The organism is Micromonospora parathelypteridis, assembly GCF_014201145.1.
Lineage (GTDB): Bacteria > Actinomycetota > Actinomycetes > Mycobacteriales > Micromonosporaceae > Micromonospora > Micromonospora parathelypteridis.
The window spans coordinates 130,391-148,643 of record NZ_JACHDP010000001.1 but is presented as its reverse complement, the minus strand read 5'-3'; the positions used below and the strand labels follow the sequence as shown (position 1 = coordinate 148,643).

Annotated in this window: 16 protein-coding genes; 10 read left to right on the top strand and 6 right to left on the bottom strand. The window is 71.2% G+C overall.

Annotation, left to right across the window (positions count from 1 at the left end; genetic code table 11):
* Window position 1: 1 nt before the first annotated feature.
* From HNR20_RS00635 to HNR20_RS00620, 4 genes are all read right to left on the bottom strand, one after another.
* Window positions 2-1,138, bottom strand: coding sequence for an NUDIX hydrolase (locus HNR20_RS00635; RefSeq protein ID WP_184175398.1), 1,137 nt, complete (start codon window positions 1,136-1,138; stop codon window positions 2-4).
* Between the two features lie 284 nt (window positions 1,139-1,422).
* Window positions 1,423-1,908, bottom strand: coding sequence for a GNAT family N-acetyltransferase (locus HNR20_RS00630; RefSeq protein ID WP_184175396.1), 486 nt, complete (start codon window positions 1,906-1,908; stop codon window positions 1,423-1,425).
* A gap of 47 nt (window positions 1,909-1,955) precedes the next feature.
* Window positions 1,956-2,975: a phosphotransferase family protein gene (locus HNR20_RS00625; protein WP_184175394.1), complete on the bottom strand. Its 1,020-nt coding sequence runs from the start codon at window positions 2,973-2,975 to the stop codon at window positions 1,956-1,958.
* A 13-nt stretch (window positions 2,976-2,988) separates the two neighbouring features.
* Window positions 2,989-4,062: a LacI family DNA-binding transcriptional regulator gene (locus tag HNR20_RS00620; RefSeq protein ID WP_184175392.1), complete on the bottom strand. Its 1,074-nt coding sequence runs from the start codon at window positions 4,060-4,062 to the stop codon at window positions 2,989-2,991.
* A 93-nt stretch (window positions 4,063-4,155) separates the two neighbouring features.
* On the opposite strand from HNR20_RS00620, the gene HNR20_RS00615 reads away from it, so the two are divergent.
* The 8 genes from HNR20_RS00615 to HNR20_RS00580 all read left to right on the top strand — a co-directional run bounded on the left by HNR20_RS00615 (window position 4,156) and on the right by HNR20_RS00580 (window position 12,146).
* Window positions 4,156-4,875 (top strand): cupin domain-containing protein, encoded by a 720-nt coding sequence (locus tag HNR20_RS00615; RefSeq protein WP_184175390.1) that lies wholly within the window; start codon window positions 4,156-4,158, stop codon window positions 4,873-4,875.
* 166 nt (window positions 4,876-5,041) lie between these two features.
* Window positions 5,042-5,959, top strand: a complete 918-nt coding sequence (locus tag HNR20_RS00610; RefSeq protein WP_229687402.1) for an ABC transporter permease — start codon at window positions 5,042-5,044, stop codon at window positions 5,957-5,959.
* 23 nt (window positions 5,960-5,982) lie between these two features.
* A complete protein-coding gene (locus HNR20_RS00605) occupies window positions 5,983-6,987 on the top strand; it encodes an ABC transporter substrate-binding protein (protein ID WP_184175388.1) in 1,005 nt (334 codons plus the stop codon).
* Window positions 6,988-7,030: 43 nt separating this feature from the next.
* Window positions 7,031-7,786, top strand: a complete 756-nt coding sequence (locus HNR20_RS00600) for an ABC transporter ATP-binding protein (protein ID WP_221310008.1) — start codon at window positions 7,031-7,033, stop codon at window positions 7,784-7,786.
* 38 nt (window positions 7,787-7,824) lie between these two features.
* A complete protein-coding gene (locus tag HNR20_RS00595) occupies window positions 7,825-8,976 on the top strand; it encodes a Gfo/Idh/MocA family protein (RefSeq protein WP_184175384.1) in 1,152 nt (383 codons plus the stop codon).
* Window positions 8,973-10,124 (top strand): dihydrodipicolinate synthase family protein, encoded by a 1,152-nt coding sequence (locus HNR20_RS00590; protein WP_184175382.1) that lies wholly within the window; start codon window positions 8,973-8,975, stop codon window positions 10,122-10,124. The genes HNR20_RS00595 and HNR20_RS00590 overlap by 4 nt, the downstream gene beginning before the upstream one ends.
* Window positions 10,121-10,927 carry a sugar phosphate isomerase/epimerase family protein gene (locus tag HNR20_RS00585; protein WP_184175380.1) on the top strand — a complete coding sequence of 269 codons (807 nt, stop codon included), beginning with the start codon at window positions 10,121-10,123 and terminating at the stop codon, window positions 10,925-10,927. Before HNR20_RS00590 ends, HNR20_RS00585 begins: the two co-directional genes overlap by 4 nt.
* The gene (locus HNR20_RS00580; RefSeq protein WP_184175378.1) at window positions 10,920-12,146 is read left to right on the top strand and encodes an SLC5/6 family protein; all 1,227 of its coding nucleotides are present in this window, start codon (window positions 10,920-10,922) and stop codon (window positions 12,144-12,146) included. Before HNR20_RS00585 ends, HNR20_RS00580 begins: the two co-directional genes overlap by 8 nt.
* Here the strand turns inward: HNR20_RS00580 and HNR20_RS00575 are convergent.
* Together HNR20_RS00575 and HNR20_RS00570 are read right to left on the bottom strand one after the other, a co-directional pair.
* The gene (locus tag HNR20_RS00575) at window positions 12,140-12,646 is read right to left on the bottom strand and encodes a hypothetical protein (protein WP_184175376.1); all 507 of its coding nucleotides are present in this window, start codon (window positions 12,644-12,646) and stop codon (window positions 12,140-12,142) included. The two genes, HNR20_RS00580 and HNR20_RS00575, sit on opposite strands and share 7 nt — an antisense overlap.
* Before the next feature lie 53 nt (window positions 12,647-12,699).
* On the bottom strand, window positions 12,700-14,259 hold the full coding sequence (locus HNR20_RS00570) for an acetolactate synthase large subunit (RefSeq protein WP_221309651.1): 1,560 nt from the start codon (window positions 14,257-14,259) through the stop codon (window positions 12,700-12,702).
* A 115-nt stretch (window positions 14,260-14,374) separates the two neighbouring features.
* On the opposite strand from HNR20_RS00570, the gene HNR20_RS00565 reads away from it, so the two are divergent.
* The gene (locus tag HNR20_RS00565; protein WP_184175372.1) at window positions 14,375-14,902 is read left to right on the top strand and encodes a DUF302 domain-containing protein; all 528 of its coding nucleotides are present in this window, start codon (window positions 14,375-14,377) and stop codon (window positions 14,900-14,902) included.
* Between the two features lie 229 nt (window positions 14,903-15,131).
* Entirely contained in the window at window positions 15,132-18,209 is a 3,078-nt protein-coding gene (locus HNR20_RS32560; RefSeq protein WP_184175369.1) for a S8 family serine peptidase, read from the top strand.
* Window positions 18,210-18,253: the final 44 nt, after the last annotated feature.

Below are 18,253 nucleotides of genomic sequence, written 5' to 3'. Positions count from 1 at the left end.
GCTACGGAGCTGATGTCGTACGCACCATCCTGGCCGCGTGACGCCTGCTCAGCCGTTCTACACGCCATCGTCCGTATTCGTGGACCAGGGCGAGGTAGAGGGCCACGGGCGCGACCGGAGTCCACTTCCGCTCCGGCTGCCCGGCGTGTAGCCGCTGCAGGACGGACCTTACATCGAAGGACACGAACTCCCAGGATGCGATCTCCAGCGAGCCGTCCTTCGTGCCGCGCTTCATACGACGTTCGAGTTGCTCCGAGGTGAGGTCATGCGCGTACGCCACGAACACCGAGTCCCACTGGTGCCGTTCGGTGTCGATGGTGATGCCGAGCAGGGCGAGGCGGTACTCGTGATCCTCAAGTGCAAGTTCCTCGCCGAGCCCACGTCGCGCGGCAGCATGTAGCCGAGGGGGAAGGCCGCTGGGCGAGTCGAGTCGTGCGCTGAGCCCCTCATCTGCCGAGACACCCCAGTGCAGCGGTCGGGAACCGACCCTGGGGCTCCGCTGGCAGATCAGAACGCGGTTGTCGGTCGTGATGACCAAAATGCTGGTACCGAGGCTCAGCGACATGAAGGCCGGTGCTCTGCGGTGACCGACTGGATCGATGTACCTGGTTCGTGGCGTGGTGCCGTCCCGAAAGCGCCTGTCGAGGTTCTGGCTGGCCAGGAAGCTGTAGTAGTCGGTGCGCCGGAGGTGGAGGAAAAGCTCCACCTCCTCGTCGCGGGAAGTCCGCTCTTCGACCAGTTCAGCAACCGCGAAACAATCACCATTCCAGTGGTGCGGTGCTCCGGAATCTGCCCTGGCCTGCTCCTCAGCGGCGATCTCCGATCGCCAGGCCGCCAACTCCGCCGGTAGCTCGACCGGCTCGTCACTGACGATGAGGTGCACCAGCTCCTCTTTGATGGCCTCGGTGCCGTCGCCAGTCACGATCATGCACTGTGACGTGACTCCGCCGAAGTCGAAGTCCACAGCTTTCGCCGCCCGCCGGCCCGCCCGCATAAATCTTCCCCGCCGACGAAGCCTCTGCAGGAGCTTCTTGAGCGGATCCTCAAAGACCACTGTCAGCAACAGACCCACCGTGGCGCCGACGAGAAGACCCACGCCGCCTGTGACGATCCACGCCAATGCTCCCTTGAGGGTCACTCAGCAAGGATATCGATGTGGTCAGCTCGCCCGGTTGCCCAACCGAGCCTTGCGCACGTGACCGAGGCGCGGAGCGCTGCCTCGGCCGGGGGCACGGTCAGTGGTTGAGACGCTATGGAGCTGATGTCGTAGACGATTCAGCCGGCACGGCTCAAACGGCACGGCTCAAACGGCACGGCGAGCGGCCGATTCGTTTACGACATCAGCTCCAAAGGCTCTGCCGACCACCATGGCCCCCGGCCAGCGAAGCCGGTCAGCCCACCAGGGACGGTCGGAGGCGCAGGTCAGAACTCCTGGTACATGACGTGCAGGCCGACCCGGCCGAGGGCGGGGTGGCGAAACGCGCCCGGCACGGTGCCGACCACGTCGAAACCCTCCCGCCGGTACAGGTCGACCGCCGACCGGTTGCTCTGCACCACGGCGTTGAACTGCATGCCCGCGTACCCCTGTTGGCGGGCCCAGGCCAGCGCGTCGCGGCACAGCGCGGTGCCGACGCCCCGGCCCCGGGCGTCGGCGGCGACCATGAAGCTGGCGGTGGACACGTGGGCGCCCGGTCCGGGCCGGTTGGTGCCCATCTTCGCGGTGCCGAGGACCCGCTCACCGTCGACCGCGACGACGGTCCGGCCCGGCGGAACCTCAGCCCACATGCCGTAGGCGGCGTCGGCGGTCATCGCCGGGTCGTAGGGAAAGGTCTCCCGGGCCCGGATCACCTCTTCGACGATCGGCCAGACCTGCGCCCAGTCCTCCGTCACGAACTCCCGAATCTGCACGCCGGGCAGGTTACGAGCGGTGCCCCGGCCGGGCAACGGGATTTCGCTCAGTCGAGGGCGAGCGCGGCCAGCTCCGAATCCAGCAGGGCCGCGAGCCGGGCGTGCCGCTGCGGGTGGCTCTGCGGGGTCATGCCCCGGCTGGGCATCTCGACGGTCATCAACAGGTACAGGTGCAAGCGGTAGAGGCCGAGCCGTCGGCGCGCGGACGCGTCCAGCACCAGCGGCGAGACGGCGGCGGCCCGGTAGCCGCGCAGCAGGGGCAGCTCCAGGTCGTCCTCGACGCGTCGGAACAGCACTGGCGAGACCAGGTCCAGCAGCGGGTCGCCGTAGAGGAACCGCTCACCGTCCACCAGCCCACGCAGCCGCAGCCGGCCGTCCGCACCCGGCGCGGCCAGCACGTTGCCGTCCCAGCAGTCGAAGTGCAGCAGGGCGGGGCGGCGCACCTCGTCCAAGTCGTCCGCGTGCGACCCCACCAGCGCGTGCAGGCGCTCCGGGGTCACCGGCAGCCGGACGTCCCACTCGGTCGCGTCGGCCAGCAGCGCGTCGAGCATCGCCGTGAACGCTGCCCGCCAGGTCGACCCGTCGGCCCGGTCGCCGTCGTACCCGAACCGGTCGCCGGTGACCCGGTGCAGCGCGGCGAGGGCCGCCCCGAGGTCGTACCGCGCCGGGCCGTCGTCGGCCGCGACACCGGCCTCGGCCAGCTCGCGCAGCGACCGGCCGGGCAGCAGCGCGGTGACCAACCACTCGCCGTACGCCGGGTCGGCGCCGTGATGCAGGACCGGGGGTACGGGCACCTGCGGCGCACGTTCGGCGACGAGTCGGAAGTATCGTGCCTCGGCGGCGCAGAGTCCTCGTTCGTAGCGCAGCAGTGGCGTTCCGGCCGGTGGGGCCAGCTTCAGCACCACCCGGCTGTCGTCGTCGAGCAGCGCCCACCAGACCGTCGCGTACCCGCCGCCGGCCAGCGGACCGGCGTCACGAACCCGGGTTCGCGACCCGAACGACGCACGCAGCAGGTACGCCACGTCGTCGCTCGTGATCCGACGCTGCGTCGGGCTGACCCCGCTCACGGGCTGAGCCCGCTCACGGGGTGGCGTCACCTCTTCGCGCGCGCGGCGCCGGGCCTGCCGAGGCACGGGCGGAATGCGGGACGGGACCGGCGGTGTCGCGGCGGACCAGCTCGGCGGGGAGCACCTCGACCCGGGGCGTCGGTGCCTCGGCGCCGAGCACCAGGGACATCGCCCGTACTCCCATGTCGACCAGCGGCAGCCGCACGGTGGTCAGCGCCGGGGTCACGTCCCGGGCGATCGGCATGTCGTCGAAGCCCACCACGGAGACCTGCTGCGGCACCGCCAGCGAACGGGCCCGCAGGGTGGCGAGCGCGCCGATGGCCATCGAGTCGTTGAGCGCCACGATCGCGGTCAGCTCCGGGTCGGCGTCGAGCAGCCGGGCGGTCGCCTCGGCCCCGCCGTCGCGGTCGAACTCGGCGTACCGGATGCGCCGCTCGGGCAGGTCGCGGCCCTGCTCGGTGAGGGCCTGCCGGAGGCCGGCCAGCCGGTCGGTCGTGGTGGTGAGGATGCGCGGGCCGGCGACCACGCCGATCGCCCGGTGCCCCAGCCCGCACAGCTCCCGACCAGCGAGGTAACCGCCGGCCCGGTTGTCCGGCATCACCGCGTCGCCGGAGTGCTCGTGGCGACCGATCACCGCGACCCGGCCGCCGGTCGCCTCGTACGCGGCGAGCTTCTCGTTGAGTTGCCGGGTGAACGCCTCGTCGTGGTAGCCGGAGCCGGCCAGGATCAGTGCCGCCACCTGGTGGCCGCGCAGCAGCTCCACGTACTCCAGCTCACGGTCCGGGTCCCGGTAGCTGTTGCAGATCATCAAGAGCCGGCCCTGGTCGGTGGCGACGCGTTGCAGACCACGGGTGATCTCGGCGAAGTACGGGTCGGAGACGTCGTGCACGATCACGCCGACCGCGCTGCGGTGCGAGCGGGCCAGCAGTTGGGCGTGTGCGTTCGGCACGTACTGCAGCTCGGCGACCGCAGCGAGCACTCGCTCGCGCAGCTCGTCGGTGACCGGCTTGCTGCTGCCGTTGATCACACGGGAGGCGGTGGCGGGTGAGACGCCCGCACGGCGCGCCACATCGGACAGGGTCGCCATGGCCCGCCCCCTCGATCTGTTGACGGCGTTTCGTCGTGCCGGCTAGCGTCACGGTACCGCAGAGAAAGCCCTTTCCCGCAGGGAGGCCCGGCCGTGTCGGATCACTTCGCCGCCCCGCTGCCCGGCGGCATCGGGGTCTCCCGCCTGCGCGTCTACGACACCGTCGCCCCGGACGGCCTGGTGGGCGGCACCCCGCACATGCACCTCTGCTGCACCGAGGGTTACGTGGTGACCGACGGCGAGGGCGCGGTGCAGACCCTGACCACTGCCGGCTTCCGGGAGACTCCGCTGCGGCCGGGCGCGGTGGTCTGGTTCGAGCCGGGCACCGTGCACCGCCTGGTCAACGGAGGTGGTCTGACCATTGTGGTGCTCATGCAGAACAGCGGTCTGCCCGAGGCCGGCGACGCGGTGCTGACGTTCCCGCCCGACGTGCTGGCCGATCCGGCCTCGTACGCGGCCGCGGTGGCGCTGCCCGACGGGGGAGCGCCGGGCGCGGACGTGCGCTCTGCGTACCGCAGGAGGGATCTTGCGGTGACCGGCTTCCAGGCGCTGCGGTCCGGTGGTCCGGCGGCGCTGGCCGCGTTCCATGCCGCGGCGATCGCGCTACGTCAGCCGCTGTTGGCGCGGTGGCGGCAGCGGTGGGAGGCCGGCGCGGGCCGCGCCGCCGCCGGAACCGGCGTGCAGCTCGACGCCCTCGAACGGGGGGACCCCGGTCACCTGGGCGAGGCGGGGGTGTACGCGGTGGACGAGCCGGTCGAGCGGGGTCGGCTGGGCATGTGTGGCCTGCTCGACACCTACCCGGCGACCGGCTGACCGTCCACAAGTCATGATTGCCGGGCTCGGTACGCATCGGTGGAAACAGATCGAGGAAAGGCCTTGCCTGGTATTGGTGGGCCGCCTACGCTCCAGGAAAGCGTTTGCCTGATCCGCCGACCGGCCCCTTCCGTGAATGCCGGGCCGGGCCCCGAGGAGGTTCCGCGTGACCGAGAACGCTCTGGACACGGCGGGCCAACGGGCCGGATCGGCGGCCACCGACGGCGTGGTTTCGTCCACGGTGGCCGGTCGACCGCCCGGCACCGGTGGCCGCCCCCCTCGGCCGACGCTCGGCCGTCGAGCGGTGACCTTCGCCGACTCGCTCTGGCGCCCGGCGCTGGTGCTCGCGGCCTTCGTCGCCGCCTGGTGGTTCGTGGCCGCCCGGGAGTACGTCCCGAACTACCTGGTGCCCACCCCCGGCCAGGTCTGGGAGACGATGACCGGCCAGTGGTCCGAGTTGGCCCGACACACCCTGGTCACCCTCTACGAGACGGTGCTCGGCTTCGTGCTGGCCGCCGCGCTGGGTCTGGCCACCGCGGTCGCCATCGCCTACTCGCGCACCCTGGACAAGGCGCTCTACCCGATCGTCCTGTTCGCACAGGTCATCCCGAAGATCGCCATCGCGCCGCTGCTGGTGGTCTGGTTCGGCCTCGGCCTCACCCCGAAGATCATCCTGGCGGTGCTCATCGCGTTCTTCCCGGTGGTCATCTCCGGCGTGGCCGGGCTGCGCTCCACCGATCCGGAGCTGCTCGACCTCGCCGCCACGATGGGTGCCGGGCCGTGGCGCACCTTCCGCAAGATCCGTTTCCCGAACGCGTTGCCGCACCTGATGGCCGGCCTGAAGGTGGCGGTCACCCTCGCGGTGGTCGGTGCCGTGGTCGGTGAGTTCGTCGGTGCCAGCGAAGGGCTCGGCTACGTCCTGTTGCTGGCCAACGGCAACCTCGACGCCCCGCTGCTGTTCGCCGACCTGATCCTGATGTCCGCCATCGGCATCGTCCTGTTCGTCCTGGTCGAGATCGCCGAGGCACTGCTCATCCCGTGGCACGCCAGCCGTCGCGCCAGCGTGTCACTCACCACCTCCTGACCGACCCCATCACGGAGGCACCGATGAAACGCACCGCTACCACCATCCTGGCCACCGCCGCCCTGCTCCTCGCCGCCACCGGCTGCGGCGGGGACGACTCCGCCGGCAAGACCGGCGCCGACGGCAGCAAGCAGGTCACCCTCACCCTCAACTGGGTGCCCTACGGCGAGCACGCGCCGTTCTACTACGGCCTGCAGAAGGGCTACTACTCGGCCGAGGGCATCGACCTGAAGATCCTGCCGGGCAACGGCTCGGGCAACACGGTCAAGCAGGTCGCCCAGAAGCAGACCGACTTCGGCTGGGCGGACAGCCCCGTGCTGCTCAAGTCGGTGGCCAGCGGGATGCCGGTGCGCAGCCTCGGCGCGTACCTGGAGAAGGGTCCCTCCTCGGTGGAGTTCTTCACCGAGGAGAACATCAAGACCCCGGCGGACCTCAAGGGCAAGACCGTCGGCGGCACCCCCGGCGACGCGCTCTACGCGACCTTCCCGGCCTGGTTGGAAAAGAACGGTCTCAAGAAGGACGACGTCAAGGTGGTCAACGTGGACGCCGCCGGCAAGATCGCAGCCCTGGCCGAGGGCAAGGTCGACGCGATCATGGGCTTCTTCCACGACCAGGCGCCCACCATCGAGAGCAAGACCGGCAAGAAGGTCGACGTGCTGCTCTTCGCCGACTACGGGATGAACCTGCTCGGCACCGGCCTGATCGCCAACACCCAGACCCTGCAGAAGGACCCGGAGCTGGCCCGCAAGTTCGTCCGGGCCACCCAGAAGTCCTGGTCCGACGCCGCGCGCGACCCGGCCGGAGCGGTGAGCGCGATGGTCGCGCTCGCCGAGAACGAGCCCGCCCCCGAGGTGCTCACCAAGCAGCTCACCCTCAACCTGCCGCTGCTCGGCGGCGAGGGCCCGCCCGGGGTGAACACCGAGGCGCAGTGGACCGAGACCATCGACCTGATGTCCCGCTACGCGGAGCTGAAGGACCCGGGTGCGCCGAACGCGTACTGGGACTCCTCGTACGCGGCGCAGGGGTGACCCGGTGACCGCCGCGCCGGCCGCCACCGGCACCGCCATCGGGATGTCCGGGGTGACCGTCCGATTCACCTCCCGGCGCTCGCAGACCACCGCGCTGGACGACGTGTCGCTGGACATCGAACCGGGCGAGTTCGTCACGATCGTCGGCCCGTCCGGCTGCGGCAAGTCCACCCTGCTGAAGATCGTCGCGGGGTTGGTCAAGCCGACCAGTGGCACGGTGTCGTTGCTGCGACGCCCGGTGCGCGGGCCGCAGAAGGAGATCGGCTTCGTGTTCCAGAAGGCCGCGCTGCTGGAGTGGCGCGGCGCGCGGGCCAACATCCTGCTCCAGGCCGAGATGCGGGGCATGGACCGGACGCAGGCGGCCCGCCGGGCGGACGAGCTGATCGAGATGACCGGGTTGACCGGCTTCGAGAAGGCGCTGCCACACGAGTTGTCCGGCGGTATGCAGCAGCGGGTGGCGCTCTGCCGCGCGCTGCTGCACTCCCCGCCGGTGCTCCTCATGGACGAACCGTTCGGCGCCCTGGACGCGCTGACCCGGGAGCAGATGAACGCCGAGCTGCACCGGATCTGGCGGGAGACCGACACCACGGTCGTGCTGGTCACCCACTCCATCGCCGAGGCGGTCTTCCTCGGCACCCGGGTCGTGGTGATGAGCGCCCGGCCCGGCCGGATCATCCGCACCTTCCCGGTCGAGCTGCCGGCGCACCGCGACTACGCGCAGGTGATGTCGGATTCCCGCTTCGACCGGCTCGCCACCGACCTGCGTGGGTTGCTCGGCAGCGCGGCCGCCAACCACTGAGCGCGGATCGGCACGACCAGCACGACGGAAGGAACACCATGACCCGCAGGTCGATCGGCATCATCGTCAACGGAGTGACCGGACGGATGGGGTACCGGCAGCACCTCGTCCGCTCGCTGCTGGCCATCCGCGAATCCGGCGGGGTGACGTTGGCCGACGGCACGACCATCTGGCCGGAACCGGTCCTGGTCGGGCGCAACGAGACGAAGCTCCGGGAGCTCGCCGAACGGCACGGGCTGACCGACTGGACGACCGATCTGACGTCGGCGCTGGCCCGCGACGACGTCGAGATCTACTTCGACGCCCTGGTCACCCAGCAGCGGGAGAAGGCGATCCGGCAGGCCATCGAGGCTGGCAAGCACATCTACACGGAGAAGCCACTGGCCGAGGACACCGCGGCGGCGCTCGACCTGGCCCGGGCGGCAGACGCGGCCGGCGTACGCACCGGCGTCGTGCAGGACAAGCTCTTCCTGCCCGGTCTGCGCAAACTCAAGCGCCTCATCGACGGCGGCTTCTTCGGCCGGATTCTCTCGGTGCGCGGCGAGTTCGGCTACTGGGTGTTCGAGGGCGACTGGCAGCCCGCACAGCGTCCGTCGTGGAACTACCGGGCCGAGGACGGCGGCGGCATCGTGGTCGACATGTTCCCGCACTGGCACTACGTGCTGGAGGAGCTGTTCGGTCGGGTCAACGCCGTCTCCTGCGTGACCGCCACCCACGTGCCCGAGCGGGTCGACGAGGCCGGCCAGGTGTACCAGGCCACCGCGGACGACGCCGCGTACGCCGTCTTCGAACTCGACGGCGGGGTGATCGCGCAGATCAACTCGGCCTGGAGTGTGCGGGTGTACCGCGACGAGCTGGTGGAGTTCCAGGTCGACGGCACCGAGGGCAGCGCGGTGGCCGGGTTGCGCAACTGCCGGATCCAGCACCGGGCGGTCACTCCGAAGCCGGTGTGGAACCCGGACCTGCCGGCCACCGAGGACTTCCGGGCACAGTGGGCCGAGGTGCCCGACAACGAGGAGTTCGACAACGGCTTCAAGGTGCAGTGGGAGGCGTTCCTGCGGCACGTCGTGGCCGGTGAGCCGTTCCGGTGGGACTTCCTGGCCGGCGCGCGCGGCGTGCAACTCGCCGAGTTGGGGCTGCGCTCGGCCCGGGAGGGCAGTCGCGTCGAGGTGCCGGAGCTGCGCTCATGACCGCCGAGGTCGTGCTGCCCGGCGGGCTGCGGCACCGGCTGGCCGGGGGGAGCGGGTTCGCCCGGCCGGCCGCGCCCGCGACCAGCCGCATCGCGTACGCCGCCGCGCACGTGGTCGCCGACCCGGGGGCGGAGAACGTGCCGGGTGCCCCGGCGGCGGTGGACTGGGACACCACGCTCGCGTTTCGGCGGCACCTCTGGTCGTACGGGCTGGGGGTCGCCGAGGCGATGGACACCGCCCAGCGGGGGATGGGGCTGGACTATCCGGCCACCCGGGAGCTGATCCGTCGCAGCGCCGCCGAGGCCCGCGCGGTGGGTGGGCGGATCGTCGCCGGCGTCGGCACCGATCAGCTGCCGCCCGGCCCGGCAACCCTGACCGCGGTCCGAGCCGCGTACCGCGAGCAGCTCGACGACGTACACGCGGCCGGCGCCCAGCCGGTGTTGATGTGCAGCCGGCACCTGGCCGCCGCCGCCCGCGGCCCGGAGGACTACCTTCGGGTGTACGACGAGCTGCTGACCGCCGCCGAGGAGCCGGTGGTGCTGCACTGGCTGGGCCCGATGTTCGACCCGGCGTTGACCGGCTACTGGGGTGCGGTCGACCTGGACCTGGCCGCCGACACGGTCACCGAGCTGATCAAGGGACAGCAGGCCAAGGTGGACGGCATCAAGGTGTCGCTGCTGGACGCCGGCCGCGAGGTCGCGTTGCGCCGCCGACTACCGGCCGGGGTACGCCTCTACACCGGCGACGACTTCCACTACCCGGAGCTGATCCGGGGTGACGAGGTGGGTCACTCCGACGCGCTGCTCGGGGTGTTCGCAGCCATCGCGCCGGCCGCCGCCGCCGCGCTGGCCGCCCTCGACCGGGGCGACCTGGCGGCGTACGACGAGATCTTCGCGCCGACCGTGCCGCTGGCCCGCCACCTGTTCGCGGCGCCGACCTGGCACTACAAGACGGGGATCGTCTTCCTGGCCTGGCTGGCCGGGCATCAGGACCACTTCACCATGGTCGGTGGCGCGCAGTCCGGCCGGTCCCCGGTGCACCTGGCGACCCTGCTCACCCTGGCCGACGCCGCCGGGTTGCTACCCGACGCCGACCTGGCTGCCGCCCGCGCCCGGGCGTTGTTCACGGTCGCGGGTGTCCGGCAATGACCGGGCTGCGCCGGTTCTCGTTCAATCAGGCGACCGCCCAGCGGTGGCCGCTGCCCGACGTGGTGGCCGGGTGTGTGGCTGCTGGCGTACCCGGCATCGGGTTGTGGCGGGAGCCCGTCGCGGAGCACGGCCTGGCCCGGTCGGCGAAGCTGGTCCGCGACGCCGGCCTGGCCGTCACCTCGCTGTGTCGGGGCGGCTTCTTCGCTGCCGACGACTGGCGTGCGGAGAATCTGCGCGCCATCGAGGAGGCGGCCACGCTTGGCGCACCGGAGCTGGTGCTGGTCTCCGGAGGGCTGCCGCCCGGTAGCCGGGACATTGACGGTGCCCGCCGTCAGGTCGCCGATGCGATCGGCGAGTTGGCCCCGCACGCGGCGGCAGCCGGGGTCCGGCTGGCGATCGAGCCACTGCACCCGATGTTCGCCGCCGACCGCTGCGTGATCGCCACCCTCGGTCAGGCGCTGGACATCGCCGAGCTGTTCGACCCGACGGTCGTCGGTGTGGTGGTGGACGCGTACCACGTGTGGTGGGACGACACGGTGTACGCGCAGATCGAGCGGGCCGGCCCACGGATCGCCGCGTTCCAGGTCTGTGACTGGGTGACGCCGCTGCCGGAGGGGGTGCTGCTCGGTCGGGCGCTGCCCGGCGACGGCTGCATCGAGCTGCGTCGGCTGCGCGAGGCGGTGGACGCGGCCGGGTATGCCGGCCCGATCGAGGTGGAGGTCTTCTCCGCCGAGGTGTGGGCGCGTCCGGGCGCGGAGGTGCTGGACGCGGCGATCACCGGCTACCTGGGTCACGTTGTCTGAGGTTCTCGAACGGCGGTGGCCGGCGGCGGTTGGCGCCTGGCTGGGCATCGGCACCGCGCCGGCCACCCTGGTGCTGGGCGCGGCGATGGCCGCCCGACACGGCGGCGCGGTGCCGGTGACCGGGCTGCTGGTCGGCGCGGCACTGATGGCGGCGCTGCTGTGGGGGCAGGGCCGGATCGGCTTGCGCCGGCCGCTCGGCGACGGTGGGACGCTGACGGCGGTGCTGCCCGCGTACCTGGGCAACACCTCGCGGCTGCTGCTGGCGGCCGTGCTGACCGTGTCGATGGTCGGCTGGAACGGGTTCAACGTCGGCCTCGGCGGCGCCTCCCTGGCCGCGTTGACGCATCTGCCGGGCTGGGCTGGGCCGGCCCTGCTGGAGGTCGCGGTCCTTGCCGTCTCGTGGGGGCCGGCCCGGCTCGGCAACCGGGTCGCGGTGTTCACCACGCTGAGCGCGGTGGTGCTGGTCGTCTGGTGCCTGACCGTGCTGCCGCCGCCCGGCGCGCCGGTCCGCCTCGCCGCCGGTGGGCTCGCCGACGCGGCCGCGCTGATCGGCTACGCGGCGGTGTTCGCGCTGCGCGCACCGGACTTCAGCGTCGGTCTGGCCCGGCGGCGGGACCTGGCCTGGTGCGTGGGGCTGCTGATCGGTCCGGCGCTGCTCGGTGTGCTCGCCGGCGCCGGCCTGTGGCTGCGGACCGGCTCGGCGGACGTGGTCGCGCTGCTCGCCACCGGGTCGGGGCTGGCCGCGTACGCGAATCTGTTCGTCGCGGTGGCGGTCTTCGCCGCGGCGCTGACCACCACCTACTCCGGGGCGTTGGCGGTGCGCGGCCTCGCACCGCGGGTGCCGGCCCGAGCGGCGATGCTCGCCGTCGCGGTGCTCGGCGGGATGCTGGCGGTGGCCCGCTTCGACCGCCTGGTGCTGCCCTGGCTCACACTGCTGGCCGCCGCGCTGCCGGTGCTGGTGGTGCCGATGGCGACCGAGGCCGCCGCCCGCCGGCGCGGCCGTGCGCCGCGGACCGTGCCCGCCTGGTGCTGGGTGCCGCCGGCGCTGCTGGCGGTCGCCTGCACGCTCGCCGGGGTCGGCGTCGCGCCGCTGCTCGGACTGGCCCTCGCCGGGGCGTGCACCCTGCTCTGGCGGCGTCAAGGAGACGCACCTGGACGGGGTGCCGCCATCGGTGCGGCCCGACAGGCCACACCGGACGCGGATGAGTTGAATCAGTAGCCCGGCTCGTGGCCGGCGGCCAGCCGGGCCGCTGCCTCGGCGGGCGTGTCGTCGTAGCCGGGCCGAGCCAGGAACGCCGACTGGAAGAAGTGACCCTGCTCCTCGTCCGGGTCGTCGTCCTCGGCGAACGGCCGCCACAGCGCGAGGTACAGCTTTCGCGCGGTGAACCCGTCGTCCTCCTCATTCGGCTCGATGTCGACATGGCGTCGTAGGCGCTCCACGACCTCCAGCGCGGGCAGCCCGAAGACATCGACATCGCGGTAGCGCACCACGTCCTGCTCATGTGGACGCCACACCTCGATCGCGTTGACCCGGCCCCGTGTCGGGCCGACCCCGAACCCCACGCTGAACCCCAGCCCGCTCGGCAGGTGCAGGGCCAGCTCGCCGTAGGCGGTCGGCGTCAGCCGGCCGAGCGTTTCGAGCGCTCCGCGGGCCTCGTCGATCGTCATGCCGAGCGAAAGCGGGCCCACCCCGCGCGGTGGATCGAGCACGAACTCCATCCGCTGATCATCGCAGCCCGTTCATGGGCGCACGCGATCGGACGCGTGGGGACCTAGGCGGCGGGCGGGATGGTGGCGTCGATGAGGTGCGGGCCGGGCTGGGCCAGCGCCTGGGAGAACTGCTCGGCCAGCTGCTCGGCGGTGGTTGCGCGGCTCGCGGGCATGCCGAACGCATTCGCCAGCCCGACGAAATCGATCTGTGGGTTGGCCAGGTCGAACAGTGGATTGCTGTCCGGACTGGCAAGGCCCGGGCGCTTGCTGAAGTGTCCCCACTCCTGGCGCAGGATCGCGTACGCCTGGTTGTTGAGAATCACGTTGGTGATGTTCAACTGCTCGCGCACCTGGGTCCACAGCGCGGTGGCGGTGTACATGACACAGCCGTCGGCCACCAGCGCCACCACCGGCCGGTCGGGTGCGGCAACCGCGGCGCCGACGGCCAACGGCAGGCCGTCGCCCATCGCGCCACCAGTCTGCATGAGCACGTCGTGCCGAGGGGCGCCGGCGGTGGCGGTCGCCAGAGCGGTGCCGGAGCTGACGCTCTCATCGATGATGATGGCCCGTTCGGGTAGCAGGGCTGCGACGACGTCGGCCCAGTTCTGCAGGGTGAGCGGGCCCGTCGGCAGCGCCGGTCGATGCGGGTCGGTGACCTGGGCGGCAGTGTCCGGTGCCACCAGGTCGGCAAGGTGGAGGAGCGCCGCGACGGCGTCCTGGCCGACCTCGGCCAGGATGTGCGTCCGAGCGCCCTCGGGCACGAGGAGACTCGGTTGGTCGGGGTAGGCGAAGAAGGAGATGGGCGCCTTGGTGCCCGCGACGATGACGTGACGTACCCCGTGCAGTTGTTCGAGCACCTGCTCCGGATAGAAGCCGAGTCGGGGGAACGCGGGTAGACCCGTCCCGCGTTCGACCCGGTTGGAGTAGAGCTCCTGCAGCACGCGAGCACCAGTCGCCGCGGCGATGCGGCCAGCGGCCAGCAAGCCCGCTTCACGGAGAAGCGGGCCCCCGATGACCAGGGCGGTCGTCTCGTCGGCGCGAAGGACGTCCGCGATCTGCGTCAGCACCTGTTGGTCGACGGCCGGCGCTGTCCGCGGCTTGGCGGGCGCGGCAGCCGCACCTCCGTCGGACCAGGACACGTCCGCCGGCATGACCACGGTGGCGACCTGCCCGGGAGGTTCCAGCACGGCGGCGAGGATGGCCGCGGCGTCAGGGCCGGCGCCGGCCGCGTCCTCGGGGCGGCGGACCGGGCCGCGCAGCCATCCCGCCAGGGCGGCAATGTCGGAGTTCAACGGTGGGTCGAACGCGGTGTGGAACGTGGCGTGGTCCCCGACGATGTTCACCACCGGCGAGTTGGCGCGCCGACTGTTGTGCAGGTTGGTCAGGCCGTACGCGAAGCCGGGCCCCAGGTGCAGCAGCGTCGCGGCGGGCTTGCCCGCGATTCTGGCGTAACCGTCCGCCGCGCCGGTGACCACACCCTCGAAGAGAGCAAGCACACCGCGCACCTCGGTGACCGACTCGAGCGCCCCGACCAGGTGCAGCTCGGTGGTGCCGGGGTTGGTGAAGAGCACCTCCACTCCGCCGCCGGCCAGCGTCCGCAGCAGTGCTTCGGCCCCGTTCACACACATCACCTCAGAAATGGCGGGATCAACAGTGATCAGATACTAATCCTGCATTCGTCACAAATACGGATAAAGTTATCCGAACCGCTCGTTCGGCTAGGGAGACGTGGGCACGATGGAACAGGGTCACTCCGAGCGCAGTTACCAGGCCAGGTGTCTGGACATCCGCGTCGATCGCCCCTTCGAGGACTTCCGGCGGCAGTACGAGCAGGCCGTCCCGCCTTACGACGCCGGGGCGTTCAACGCGCTGGTGGCCCGCGGCGCCCCGTGGGATGACGTGCTCGCCCTGATGCGCGAGCGGGCACCCCACGACTTCCTCATCTACTGGAGCAGCGGCGACCTGCAACCGATGATGAAGCTCGCAGGCGACCCCCTGCACTGTGTCGAATACCTGATGGGCAACCACACCACCGCCGAGCGGATGTTCCGGCACGATCCCGCCGCCATGCTGTACGCGCCGCTGCGCGTGGTGATCTGCGATGGACCCCAGGGCGGAGCGCGGTTCGTCATCGAGCAGCCCAGTCGTCCATTCGGTTCGTTCGGAGTGGACGCGATCCACGAGGTGAGCCTTGACCTCGACCGTGAGGTCGCCGCCCTCCTGGCGCACCTTCAGGTACCCGTACCGGCGGGGCTGTCGGGGTAGCTGCGCCCCCACGCGATGCGCCGGGCGAGCGATACGGGTTCGCCGTTTCCGATCATGGTATTGACGGCACGCCACCTAGCGCGCGTACGGTGATCTTGCCAGTGCCGGCGTTCCGTAACACCGCCCAAATCCTCGATTAACCGTCGTGGACTTGGGTTGGGGAGCGCTCCCAATGGCGGGTCGTGATCGATGAGAACTGCTCCACAAGGGAGCAACCGAAAGGAGCCTCGTGGCTACAGGCACGAGTGGAAACAGGCTGCGAAGACTGGCGATACCGACGCTGTTCGTCGCTCTGATCGCCGGAACCACCGGCGTCGCGGGAACGGCGTCGGCCGCACCCGCGGGTGCACCGGGTAACGGCAGCAGCGCCGGCTACTTCACCGCCGGGTCCGACCGGAAGGTCACCCTGACCGACGGGGCCGACCGCCGACCCGGCGGCAGCCGGGCGGCCACCCCGATGGCAGCCGTGGACGAGACCGGCTCCGGCATGTACGTCGTCGAACTGGCCGAGGAACCTCTGACCTCGTACGCCGGTGGTGTGTCCGGGTTGGCCCGGACCCGCCCGGCGGCAGGAAGCCGGTTGGACGTGACGTCGGCGCCGTCGCAGGCGTACCGCGGGCATCTCGACGCGCAGCGCAAGGCCGTCGTCTCCGCCGCCGGGGTCACGGTCAACGCCGTCTACACCACTGCCTTCAACGGCTTCTCGGCGAAGCTGACCGCCCAGCAGGCGGCCACCCTGCGGGCGGACAAGCGCGTCCGCGCGGTCACCGCCTCGCGGGCCCTCGGCACCCCGACGCCGCCGCCCACCGCGCCGCCGACCGCCCCGACCCCCGGTGCCCCGGCCGCCACCACTCCGGCCGCGCCGGACCAGGCCCCGACGGGTGGTCCCGCCGGTAAGCCGGTGAAGCCTGGCCCCGGCACGGGCGCGGGCATGGTGATCGGCGTCCTGGACACCGGCATCTGGCCGGAGAGCGCGTCGTTCGCCAAGAAGATGCCCGCCCCCGCGACCTGGCACGGCACCTGCCAGACCGGTGTCGGCTTCGCGGCCGAGCACTGCAACGGCAAGATCGTCGGCGCCCGGTACTTCGCCGACACCTGGCTCGCGGGCGGTGGCTCGGTGCCCGAGGGTGAGATGCTGTCCCCCCGCGACATGTCCGGGCACGGTACGCACACCGCGTCCACGGCGGCCGGTCTGCCGATCCCGAACGTCGAGATCGACGGTCGGCGCTTCGGCCCGGTCTCCGGGGTGGCGCCGGACGCCCAGATCGCCGTCTACAAGGTGCTCTGGGGCGGCATGGGCTTCGACGCGGACATCATCGCCGGCATCGACGCGGCCGTCGCCGACGGCGTGCAGGTCCTGAACTTCTCGATCGGCTCGGATCTCGGCGACTGGGAGGCCAACACACCCATCGGCATGGCCTTCCTCAACGCCTCGCTGGCCGGTGTCTTCGTGGCGGCGTCGGCGGGCAACACCGGCATCGTGAGCGGGGCGATCAGCAACGCGGCGCCCTGGGTGACCACGGTCGGCGCGGCGGTGACGAACCTCGACGAGGCCACCGTCAAGCTGGGCGACGGCACGAAGCTGGTCGGCGGCTCGCTGGACGCGCTGCCCGGTGACGCCTCGCGGCCGATGGTCTTCGGCGAACAGGCAGGATCGCCAGACCTGGGGGCGGTCTACTGTGAGCCCGGTAGCCTCGACCCTGCCAAGATCAAGGGCAAGGTGGTCGCCTGCGCTCTGTCCGACATGTTCGGATCCGCCAACGAGATCAAGGCCAAGGGCGGGGCGGCGATGGTGGTGTTCGACCCGGTCGGCAACTACCGGATCAACTCCATCTTCGACTTCCCGGTGGTCTACCTGCCGACCGAGAAGCAGGCCGGCACGCTCTTCAATTATCTGATGCGCCACCCCACCGACGCGAAGGTGTCTCTGCGCACCGGTGGTGACGGCTCCAGCGTCCCGGGCGTGCCCAGCGTCGCGGACTTCTCCTCCACCGGACCGGACAAGGTGACCCTCGGCGTCCTCAAGCCGGACCTGGTCGCGCCGGGCTCGGACATCATCGCCGCGGTCTCACCGGCGGGCAACTTCGGGCGGCAGTACGACGCGTACTCGGGCACCTCGATGGCCTCGCCGTACGTGGCCGGAGCGGCGGCTGTCCTGCGTGCCACGCACCCAGAGTGGTCACCGGGCGCGGTCGCCTCGGCGCTGCGCACCACCGCCACCGACACGGTCGGCACCAGCAGCCCCCTGGACCAGGGCAGCGGATTCATCAACCTGGCCGGGGCCAAGGACCCGGGACTGGTCATCGAGCCGACGGCCGCGGAGCTGGTCGCCTTCAGCGAGACGGCCACGCCGGACGGCAAGGAGCTCAACCTGCCGGCCATCTCGTTGCGCGAGTACGACGGGACCCGCCCGGTGACCCTCACCCGCACTCTGACCAACGTGGGCAAGGCGCCGGAGACCTACCGTTCGTCGGTGTCCGGCCTGGCCGGCATGAAGGTCACCGTGTCGCCGGCATCGGTGACGCTGTCACCCGGCAGGTCCGCGACGGTGACCATCACGCTGCGGCGGGGCAGCGCGGCCTGGGACCGGTACGCGACCGGGTCCATCGGTTGGCGCGGCAAGGCCCACAGCGCCCGGATTCCGGTCGCCGCCCGTCCGTGGGGAATCACGCCCCGGCCGTACGGTGACGACGGCGAGGAGTTCGGCCGGATGGCCAACGGTGCCTTCGGCTCGATCCAGCCGGGCTTCACCGGACCAATCGCCGGTCGCAGCACCGGTTACACGCCGGTGCAGCGGAAGTCGTACTCGATGCCGGCTGGCGTCTACGGCGGCGTGTTCGACCCGAAAGCCACCGGAGTGAAGAAGGTCGAGTTCACCGTGCCAGCCAACACTGCCGGCATCGTGGTCGAAACCAGCACCGACGACCCGAACACGAACCTGGACCTCTACCTGTACAAGGGCGACAGCCTGATCTACAGCAGTGACAGGTACTGGACCAGCGCGGAGCAGGCGTACAAGTTCCTGCCCGAGCCGGGGCGCTACACCGCGTACGTGTTCGCGCAGTTCCCCGGCGGACCGGTCGTCGACTTCCAGTTGAGCCACGCCATCATCGGCCGAAACGCCAAGTATTCAGGCGCCACGCTGACGATCCCCTCCACGGTGGAGCGCGGCTCGACGGTCGGATTCACCCTGAAGCCGAACAAGCCGTTGCCCGAGGGTGACTTCTGGGCCTACACCGAGTGGAGCACCAGCGGAACGGCCATCCCCGGCAACCTCGTCTACACCCAACAGAGTTCCTGGCAGTAGTCCGTCCTGAGCGGTGGGGCGGTGCCGATGGGCACCGCCCCACC

Coding starts and splice junctions, on each gene's coding strand:
- HNR20_RS00605 (WP_184175388.1), top strand. CDS start 5,983: ATGAAACGCACCGCTACCACCATCCTGGCCACCGCCGCCCTGCTCCTC.
- HNR20_RS00585 (WP_184175380.1), top strand. CDS start 10,121: ATGACCGGGCTGCGCCGGTTCTCGTTCAATCAGGCGACCGCCCAGCGG.
- HNR20_RS00620 (WP_184175392.1), bottom strand. CDS start 4,062: ATGGCGACCCTGTCCGATGTGGCGCGCCGTGCGGGCGTCTCACCCGCC.
- HNR20_RS00565 (WP_184175372.1), top strand. CDS start 14,375: ATGGAACAGGGTCACTCCGAGCGCAGTTACCAGGCCAGGTGTCTGGAC.
- HNR20_RS00600 (WP_221310008.1), top strand. CDS start 7,031: ATGTCCGGGGTGACCGTCCGATTCACCTCCCGGCGCTCGCAGACCACC.
- HNR20_RS00590 (WP_184175382.1), top strand. CDS start 8,973: ATGACCGCCGAGGTCGTGCTGCCCGGCGGGCTGCGGCACCGGCTGGCC.
- HNR20_RS00595 (WP_184175384.1), top strand. CDS start 7,825: ATGACCCGCAGGTCGATCGGCATCATCGTCAACGGAGTGACCGGACGG.
- HNR20_RS00575 (WP_184175376.1), bottom strand. CDS start 12,646: ATGGAGTTCGTGCTCGATCCACCGCGCGGGGTGGGCCCGCTTTCGCTC.